At 66.8% G+C, this 8,569-nt stretch carries 9 protein-coding genes and 1 pseudogene; all 10 read right to left on the reverse strand.

From position 1 onward, the window contains the following. Positions 1 to 343: 343 nt before the first annotated feature. Positions 344 to 628 (reverse strand): hypothetical protein, encoded by a 285-nt coding sequence (locus OKW78_RS08615; RefSeq protein ID WP_281194787.1) that lies wholly within the window; start codon positions 626 to 628, stop codon positions 344 to 346. Between the two features lie 97 nt (positions 629 to 725). After that, positions 726 to 2,237: an NADH-quinone oxidoreductase subunit N gene (locus tag OKW78_RS08620; protein ID WP_281194788.1), complete on the reverse strand. Its 1,512-nt coding sequence runs from the start codon at positions 2,235 to 2,237 to the stop codon at positions 726 to 728. Then, positions 2,230 to 3,762, reverse strand: a complete 1,533-nt coding sequence (locus OKW78_RS08625) for a NuoM family protein (RefSeq protein ID WP_281194789.1) — start codon at positions 3,760 to 3,762, stop codon at positions 2,230 to 2,232. Before OKW78_RS08625 ends, OKW78_RS08620 begins: the two co-directional genes overlap by 8 nt. After that, positions 3,759 to 5,783, reverse strand: a complete 2,025-nt coding sequence (gene nuoL, locus OKW78_RS08630; protein WP_281194790.1) for an NADH-quinone oxidoreductase subunit L — start codon at positions 5,781 to 5,783, stop codon at positions 3,759 to 3,761. Before nuoL ends, OKW78_RS08625 begins: the two co-directional genes overlap by 4 nt. Position 5,784: 1 nt before the next feature. Then, a complete protein-coding gene (gene nuoK, locus OKW78_RS08635) occupies positions 5,785 to 6,105 on the reverse strand; it encodes an NADH-quinone oxidoreductase subunit NuoK (protein WP_122105267.1) in 321 nt (106 codons plus the stop codon). Beyond that, positions 6,105 to 6,449 (reverse strand): hypothetical protein, encoded by a 345-nt coding sequence (locus tag OKW78_RS08640; RefSeq protein ID WP_281194791.1) that lies wholly within the window; start codon positions 6,447 to 6,449, stop codon positions 6,105 to 6,107. Before OKW78_RS08640 ends, nuoK begins: the two co-directional genes overlap by 1 nt. Continuing rightward, positions 6,446 to 6,718 carry an NADH-quinone oxidoreductase subunit J gene (locus OKW78_RS08645; RefSeq protein WP_122105269.1) on the reverse strand — a complete coding sequence of 91 codons (273 nt, stop codon included), beginning with the start codon at positions 6,716 to 6,718 and terminating at the stop codon, positions 6,446 to 6,448. Before OKW78_RS08645 ends, OKW78_RS08640 begins: the two co-directional genes overlap by 4 nt. A 49-nt stretch (positions 6,719 to 6,767) precedes the next feature. Beyond that, positions 6,768 to 7,229 (reverse strand): NADH-quinone oxidoreductase subunit I, encoded by a 462-nt coding sequence (locus OKW78_RS08650; RefSeq protein WP_066414169.1) that lies wholly within the window; start codon positions 7,227 to 7,229, stop codon positions 6,768 to 6,770. A gap of 1 nt (position 7,230) precedes the next feature. Further along, a complete protein-coding gene (locus OKW78_RS08655) occupies positions 7,231 to 8,298 on the reverse strand; it encodes a complex I subunit 1 family protein (RefSeq protein WP_281194792.1) in 1,068 nt (355 codons plus the stop codon). Continuing rightward, positions 8,298 to 8,569 (reverse strand): annotated as a pseudogene (locus OKW78_RS08660) (NADH-quinone oxidoreductase subunit C); the annotation flags it as partial. The pseudogene OKW78_RS08660 and the gene OKW78_RS08655, both read right to left, overlap by 1 nt.

The following is an 8,569-nucleotide window of genomic DNA, read 5'->3' on the forward strand; positions in this document are numbered from 1 at the left end:
GTCGCAGCCCGCGCAGCGAAGCGAGCAGGAACGTCTTCCGGTAGTGCGGGGTGGGATTCAAAGGGACAGTCGCGATTCCCGCGAACGAAGTGAGCGGGAAGTCGGGAGACGAAGTCTCCCGGAAGGGCGAACCCCGGCGACGCAAGGACCGCAGGAGCGAACGAAGTGAGCGACGAGGACCACAGCGAGCCGCGGGAGTCCTCGCGGCTGGGGCTTTGGACGTGTTGTTTTCCGTGATCACGTCTCCGATTCCATATAGGAGAGCGGCTGGGACGTTGGCGGTGTTCTCCGCGGTGGAATCGGCAACGCCATCCGTTCGCTGATCGACGCCGACGCTACCCGATCAGGCCGAGCCCTCCTCGACGATATCGAAGTCGTCGATCGTCTTCGTCGAGCGGACGAGCCGCTCGCACACCACGAGCTTCTCCGTGCGGTCCAGTCGATCCCACGCCAACTCCGGCGGCGGCGACTCCTCGAACGCCTGAAACCGCTCGAACACCCGCTCGTTGAGGAACCGCTCGAAGGAGCCACAGTTCGGGCACGTCACCGAGAGGTGTGACGTGTCGAACTCCCGGGTCACGACGTGTTCGAGACAGTTCAGACAGCGGTACCGCCGACTTCGACTCATACGTGGAGGGAGGCGTCGGACGCGCTAGTATCTGCGGGTACCGGGCGGATCCTCCGTCGATCGAAACGCGCCAAAAGAACCGAAGACGAGCCGACCGCTAGAACAGCGCCGCGGCCGCGGCCTCGGCCGCCTCGATGACGGGCCCGAAGCCGGGTAAGAGCAGCACGGTCGCGACCGCCGCGAAGACGACCGCCGCGTACAGCGCGGTCGGCCGCACGTCGATCGCGTCCAGCGCGCTCGGCGTCGCGGGGTCGTCGAGGAACATCGCCCGCACGACCCGGCTGTAGTAGTACAGCGAGATCACGCTGTTGACCGCGCCGAGCCCCGCGAGCCAGAGGAACCCGTTCTCGATGGCTCCCATGAACAGGAAGTACTTCGAGAAGAACCCGGCGAACGGCGGGAGCCCGGCGAGCGAGAACATGAACACGGCCATCGCCGTACACGCCACGGGGGCGCGCCGCGCGAGACCCGCGTAGTCCTCGAACGTTCGACCGATCCCCCACCGCTCGGCCAGCGCGACGAAGAGGAACGCGCCGGTGTTCATGAAGCCGTAGACGAGCAGGTGCGCCATCGCGGCGCCCATCACGGCCTCGTTGCCGGCACTACCCGACGAGAGCGCCGCCAGCCCGATCAGCGCGTAGCCCGCGTGGCCGATCGAGGAGTACGCCAGCATCCGCTTGACCTCCTCTTGAACGGCCGCCGCGAAGTTCCCGAGCGTCATCGTCACCGCCGCGACGACGGCGAACGCGAGCGCCCAGTCGATGCCGGCCGCGAGCGACGCCCCGAGCGGGAACGCCTCGGTGAACACGCGGAAGGCGACGACGAACCCGGCCGCCTTCGACGCCGACGAGAGGAACGCGCTCACCGGCGCGGGCGCGCCCTCGTACGCCTCCGGCGCCCAGAAGTGGAACGGCACGGAGGCCGTCTTGAACGCCACGCCGCCGACGATCATCACGATCCCGATGCCGGCGACGCCGGCGAGCGAGCCGAGTGATTCGATCCCGCTCGCGACCTCGCCGAAGATCAGCGATCCGGTCGCCGCGTACACCAACGAGATCCCGAACAGGAACACCGCCGACGACAGCGCGCCGACGAGGAAGTACTTCAGCCCCGCCTCGACGCTGCCGCGGTCCTTCTTCAGGAACGCCACCAGCGCGTACGACGGCAGCGACACCATCTCCAGGGCGACGAAGACGACCGCGAGCGAGTTCGCGACCGCCAGAAGCGCCATCCCCGTCGCGGCGAAAAGCGTCAGCGAGTAGAACGCGGCGGGGTTCGCGTGGTCGTGGAAGTAGTCGTGGGCGGCCACGACGACGAGCGCCGTCACCGACGCGAAGATCGCGGTGAAGAAGAGCGCCAGCGTGTCCACCTTCACCGCGCCCTCGAGCAGCGTGATCGCCCCGCCGGTGTCGGCGTGACCCGTGCCGGCGACCACGAACCAGACGGTGACCGAAAGCGACGCGAGCGCGCCGAGCGCGCTCACGAGCGCCATCGACGTGTTCGACCGCTCGTTCGGGCGGATCGTGTCGACCAACAGCAGCGCGAGCCCGGTGAGCCCGAGCAGCAGCGCGGGCGACAGCGCGGACCACGCCGGAAGCGCGTTAGACATCGACGCTCACCCCCTCGACCACGGGCATCGCGGCATCACGGATCATCTCGAAGAACAGGTCCGGTGCGACCCCGAGCACGACGATCGCCGCGAGCAGCACCGCGAGCGGCGCGACGTCGTGGAACGGAGCGCGACCGATCTCGTAGTCGGTCTCGAGCCGGAACGGCCCGAACAGCGTCTTCTGCATCGCCGACAGCAGGTAGCCGGCGACGATGACGATACCGAACATCGCGAGCGCCGTGAAGACGGGCGCGTACGGGAGCGACGGCGCGCCGAACGCGCCGACGAAGATGAAGAACTCCCCGGCGAAGCCGGCCATCAGGGGAAGCCCCATGTAGCCGAACGCGCCGGCCACGAGGATCCCCACGGTGACGGGCATCCGGTCGGCCATGCCGGCCATGTCGCCGACCATCCGGGTGTGGGTCGCGTTGTAGACGACGCCGACGGCCATGAACATCAGCCCCGAGATGAGGCCGTGTGCGACCATCTGGAACGTCGCGCCGCCGACGCCGTACTCGGTGAACACGACGAGCCCGAGGATGACGTAGCCCATCGACGAGACGGACGAGTACGCGACGATGCGCTTGAGGTCCTTCTGTGCGAGCGCCAACATCGCGCCGTAGATGACGCTGATCACGGCGATCGCCGCGATCGGGACCGCGAGCGCGGACGCCTGCTCGGGCAGCATCGTGAAGTTGAACCGGAGCAGCGCGTACGTCCCCATCTTCAGGAGGACGCCCGCCAGAAGCACCGACACCGGCGTCGGCGCCTCGACGTGGGCGTCGGGAAGCCACGTGTGGAACGGGACGATCGGTACCTTCACGGCGAACCCGGCGAACGTCGCGAGGAACGCGACCATCGCGATCCGGCCGGGCGAGAGCCCGAACCAGGTCTCGAGCCCGCCGTCGGCGATCGCCTGGGTGATCTCCGGAAGCGCCAGCGACCCGATCGAGTCGCCGAGCGCGAACGTCAGCGACATGAAGCCGATGAACATCAGCAGCGACGCCGCGTTCGTGTACACGAAGAACTTGATCGCGGCGTACTTCCGACGGGGGCCGCCCCAGACCCCGATGAGGAAGTACATCGGGACGAGGACGGCCTCCCAGAAGACGAACCAGAGGAAGAAGTCGAGCGCGGTGAACACGCCCAGCAGGTTCGCCTCCATGAACAGCATCAGTCCGTAGAACTGGCTCTGACGGGTGTCGACGGGCGTCCACGCGCTGAGTATCGCGAGCGGAACGAGGAACGTCGTGAGCACGACGAGCGGCAGGCTGATCCCGTCGAGCCCGACGAACCACGACACCGTCCGGCCGCCGACCTCGACCCACTCGTACCGCGACTCGAAGGCGATCGTCCCGCCCGTGAGCGCGTTTCCGACCGCGTCGAACCGCGACCAGAGGTAGAGGCTCCCGACGAACGGGACCGTGCTCAACGCGAACGCGAGCCGACCCGCCCACGCGTTCGGCGCGAGCAGGACGAGGAGCGCGGCGAGGAACGTGAACCCGATGAGCGCCTCGAGTATCACAGGAACCACCCCCCGTTGACGCCGATCAGGACGAGCAGCGCGATCAGCCCCAGCGTGAGCATCGCGGCGTACTGGGAGACGAGTCCGGTCTGTATCCGGCGGACGCGGCTCCCGCCGGCGAGACTCACCGAGGAGACGCCGTTGACCACGCCGTCGATGATCCCCTGATCGAAGGTGTCCGCGCCGCCAGCGATGTCTTCGGTCCGATACGCGATCCAGACTTGGAGTTCGTCGAGGTAGTAGTTGTTGTACAACACGTCCTTGATCCCGCCGAGTTTCGCCGTGTGTTCCGTCGGCGACGCGACGTTATAGAGCCGCCACGCGAGGCCGAGGCCGGCGAGGGCCAGCCCGAGCGAGACCGCCGCGCCGACGAGCACGGTCGGGACCTCCCCGCCGGCGATGTATCCGCTGCTGTACGGACCCAGATCCGCGTAGTGGTGTGAGGAGAGTCCGTCGATGCCGCCCCACTCGTTGTCGAGCCAGCGGTGGAGGTAGTCGATGCCCTCGAGTCCGAGGACCTTCTGGACCGGCACCATGTTGATGAGTCCGGTGACGACCGCGAGCGATCCGAGCACCGTCAACGGTCCCTTCACGTTCCAGCGGACCGGTTCGGGGTCGGCCGCCAGGTCGGTCCGCGGCTCGCCGTGGAAGGTCAGGAACACCATCCGGAAAGTGTAGAACGCGGTGACCGGCACCGCGAGAAGCCCCATGGCGTACCCGCCGAGAAGCAGCGGCTCGTTCAGGCCGTGGACGAGCGCCTCGTAGAGGATCTCGTCCTTCGACCAGAAGCCCGCGAACGGGAAGATGCCCGCGAGCGCCAGCGAGCCGGCGAGGAAGGTGTAGTAAGTGACGGGCATTCTCGCTTTCAGCCCGCCCATGTCCCACATGTCCTCGTTGTGGTGCATCGCGATGATGACCGACCCGGCACCTAAGAACAGGAGCGCCTTGAAGAAGGCGTGGGTCGTCAGGTGGAAGACCGCGGCCACGTACCCGCCCGCGCCGAGCGCGAGCATCATGTATCCGTACTGCGAGATGGTCGAGTACGCGAGCACCTGCTTCAGCTCGTCCTTCACCACGCCCATCGTCGCCGCGAACAGCGCGGTGAAGCCGCCGATGAAGGCGATGACTGCCAGCGTCGTCGGCGTCAGCGCGTAGAAGCCGTACATCCGCGCGACGAGGTAGACGCCAGCCGCGACCATCGTCGCCGCGTGAATGAGCGCGGAGACGGGTGTCGGACCCTCCATCGCGTCGGGCAGCCAGGTGTGAAGCGGGAACTGCGCGGACTTCCCGACGACGCCACCCAAGACGAGCAGGCCGACGACCGTGAACCACGTCATGACGTCGAGTCCGCCGGGCGTCCAGACCGCTTGGTCGCCCGCGAGCGCCGCCTCGGCGAGCGCGGGGAACGACCCCTCGCCCGCGAACGCGGCCGTTCCGAACGTCGCGAACACGGCGACGACGCCGACCAGGAAGAAGTAGTCGCCGAAGCGGGTGACGAGGAAGGCCTTCTTCGCCGCCGACGGCGGCCCGGGCTCGCGGAAGTGGAACCCGATGAGCAGGTACGAACAGAGCCCGACCAGCTCGAAGAACATGAACGCCATGAGCAGGTTGTCGGCGACGACGAACCCGAGCATCGAGGCGGTGAAGAGCCCGAGACCGGCGTAGTAGCGCGGGAGCCCCGTCTCGCCCTCGTCGTTCATGTAGCCGAGCGAGAAGACGTGGACTAAGAGCGCGACGAGCGTCACGATGACGAGCATGAGCGCCGACAGCGGGTCGATCAGCGCGCCGAACGTGAGCTCGAACTGGTCGCCGGCCGCCCACGTGTACAGCGTCTCGTCGTAGGCGCGGCCGCCGGCGACGGCCGTCGCGATCCAGAGCGACAGCAGGAACGAGCCCGCCGTCGCCGCGATCCCGCCGAAGGCGCCGCCCTTCGGGAGGTACTTCCCCGCCCCGAGCGCGACCAGGAACGAGAAGAACGGTAACAACACGACGGCCGGAACGTAGGCGAATGCGTCCACCATCTTACCACCTCATCTCCGTCGGAACGGTCACGTCGATGTCTCCGAAGTTGCGGTACAACACGAGGATTATCCCGATCCCGATCGCGACCTCCGCGGCCGCCAACGCGATCACGAACAGCGCGAACACCTGGCCGGTGAGGTCGCCGTAGTACAGCGAGAACGCGACGAAGTTGATGTTCGCCGCGTTCATCATGAGCTCGACGCTCATGAGGAAGTACAGCGCGTCGCTCCGGGTGAGGATCCCGAACAGGCCGATACAGAAGACCCCGGCCGCCAGGAGGAGGTACCACTGCGGCGGGATGGACGCTGCCACCGCGGCCATCACCGCTCACCCCCGTCGCGTCCGCCGTCGGTGAGCGCCTCGCCGATCGCCGCGCTCACGGAGCCGCCGTCCTCGCGGCGCGCGAGGTAGATCGCCCCGTCGACGGCGACGTCGAGCGCGACCGCGACGATCAGGAAGGCAGCGAGGAAGCCCTCCGCGGGGATCGTCGCCGCCTCGCCCAGGTTGAACAGGGCGTACCCCACGTTGTGGACGATCGACTCGCCCTCCGGGAAGCCGGCCGCCTCCTCGAAGCTCGCCGACAGGAACGTCACGGCCATGACCGCGAACAGCACGCCGACCGTGATCGCGGGCAGGATCCGGTTTCCGCCGGAGTCGTCAGTCATCCGCTACTCACCTCCACGTCGTCCGTTCTATCCGATCGCGTGAGCATCACGGCGAACGTGACGAGTATCAGAACCCCGCCCACGTAGACGAGGATCTGCATGGCGGCGATGAACTCCGCCTGTAACATCACGTAGTGCACCGCGACGCTCGTCAGGGCACCGCCCAGAAGCAACGCGGCGTGAAACACGTCGCGCGCCAAGACGACCCCCAGGCTGAACGCCAGCGTGACCGCGGCGAACAGCGCGAACGCGATGGTGTCGTAAACCATTGTGTAACCCTCCAATCAGTGTCCCTTTGAAGATTTCGAGATACGCCCGTTACTGGTAGTCGACCTCGCCGTCTCCCTCCCCGATCCACGCGCCGCGATCGGGGTTCCGGGATTCCAGCGGGTCGATTCCCTTGTACCACGGGACGTTCTTGAGCTGTTCCTTGTTGTAGACGAACTCGTCCTTCGAGTCCGCGGTGAACTCGAAGTTCTGTGTCAACAGGATGGCGTCGACGGGACAGACCTCCTCGCACAGCCGACAGTAGATACACTGCCCGATGTGGAGGTTGTACTGCTCGCCGTTTCGCTGGTCGTCCTGAACGATCTGGATCGTGTCGTTCGGACAGACGTTCTCACACTGCCGACACCAGATACACCGCTCCTGGCTGAACTTGTGAACCCCGCGGAACCGCGGGCTCACGTCGGGCGCGTCCTCCGGGTATTCCACCGTGAACGTCGACCCGTCCAGCGCGTGTTTCATCGTCGTCGCCATCGATTTCATGAGTCCGATCATATCAGGCGATCACCCCCACGATTACGGCCGTGAGCACCAGGTTCGCGAACGACAACACCAGCATTCCCTTCCAGCCGATCTCGATCAATTGGTCGATACGGACGCGCGGCAGCGCCGAGCGCGCCCACTGTGTGAACAGGAAGAAGCCCCAGATCTTCACCACGAACCAGAGGAAGCCGATGCTCTCCGGTCCGGGGCCGGACGCCCCGCCGAGGAACGTCACGGCGAGGATCGCCCCGCCGAGGAAGACGTGGACGAACTCCCCCAGGTAGAACAACACGAAGTACGCGGAGGAGTACTCCGTCTGATATCCCGCGACGATCTCCGTCGGCGCCTCCGGGATGTCGAACGGGTTTCGACCGATCTCCGCCATGTTCGCCGTGAGGAACAGCACGAACGCGAACGGGTTCACGAGGGCGTACCACGTCGGCACGTCGAAGCCGCCGATGCTGAACAGGACGTCGGTCTGTGCGGCGACGATGCCGCTGGTCTGGAGCGTCCCCGCGAAGATCACGACCGACATCGCGGTCACGATGAGCGGGATCTCGTAGGCGAGGTTCTGTGCCACCGCCCGCAGTCCGCCCAGCATGGAGTACTTGTTGTTCGACGCGTAGCCGGCCATCACGAGGGATATCGACGCGATGGAGGCGAACGCGAACACCAGCGCCAGCCCGACCTCCGGGTCGGCAATCTGGAGATTGACCGGGCCGAGCCGACCCATCGGGATCACGGCGAAGCCGAGCAGCGCCGACGCGGGCAACACGATCGGCGCGAGGTCCCACGTCGGGCGGTCGACGCCCTCGGGGACGATGAGCTCCTTCGCGAGCAGCTGGACCGCCGCCGCCGGAATGATGAGCAGTCCGAACGGACCGATCCGGTTGACGGCGATCCGATCGGTGAACGCGGCCGTGATCTTCCGTTTCGCCCACGGCCCGGCGACGCCGGTGAACGCGAGGACGATGTTGCCGACGATCGCCGCCGCGACGAGCGAACCGACCACGTCGCCGAGGACGCCGGACAGTCCGAGCGTCTCCGAGACGAACTCGGGGAACAGCTGTACCGTCCCCATCAGCGGTCCACCTCCCCGAGCACGATGTCGAGGCTCCCGAGCGCGGCGATCACGTCGGGGATGTACTCGCCGTTGGCCATCTCGGGAAGCGTCTGGAGGTTCGAGAAGCACGGCGAGCGGATCTTGAATCGGGCGGGTTTGTCGGTGCCGTCTGCGCGCATGTAGATGCCGAGTTCACCCTTGGCGGCCTCGACGGCGCGATAGATCTCGGTGTCGTCGTCCGGCCGGAGCGTCCGCGGGACGTTGGCCTGGATGTTCCGCTCGTCTTCCG

The sequence above is a fragment of the Halorubrum sp. F4 genome, from assembly GCF_027257195.1.
GTDB lineage: Archaea > Halobacteriota > Halobacteria > Halobacteriales > Haloferacaceae > Halorubrum.

Coding starts and splice junctions, on each gene's coding strand:
- OKW78_RS08615 (WP_281194787.1), bottom strand. CDS start 628: ATGAGTCGAAGTCGGCGGTACCGCTGTCTGAACTGTCTCGAACACGTC.
- OKW78_RS08620 (WP_281194788.1), bottom strand. CDS start 2,237: ATGTCTAACGCGCTTCCGGCGTGGTCCGCGCTGTCGCCCGCGCTGCTG.
- nuoL (WP_281194790.1), bottom strand. CDS start 5,783: ATGGTGGACGCATTCGCCTACGTTCCGGCCGTCGTGTTGTTACCGTTC.
- nuoK (WP_122105267.1), bottom strand. CDS start 6,105: ATGGCCGCGGTGGCAGCGTCCATCCCGCCGCAGTGGTACCTCCTCCTG.
- OKW78_RS08640 (WP_281194791.1), bottom strand. CDS start 6,449: ATGACTGACGACTCCGGCGGAAACCGGATCCTGCCCGCGATCACGGTC.
- OKW78_RS08645 (WP_122105269.1), bottom strand. CDS start 6,718: ATGGTTTACGACACCATCGCGTTCGCGCTGTTCGCCGCGGTCACGCTG.
- OKW78_RS08650 (WP_066414169.1), bottom strand. CDS start 7,229: ATGATCGGACTCATGAAATCGATGGCGACGACGATGAAACACGCGCTG.
- OKW78_RS08655 (WP_281194792.1), bottom strand. CDS start 8,298: ATGGGGACGGTACAGCTGTTCCCCGAGTTCGTCTCGGAGACGCTCGGA.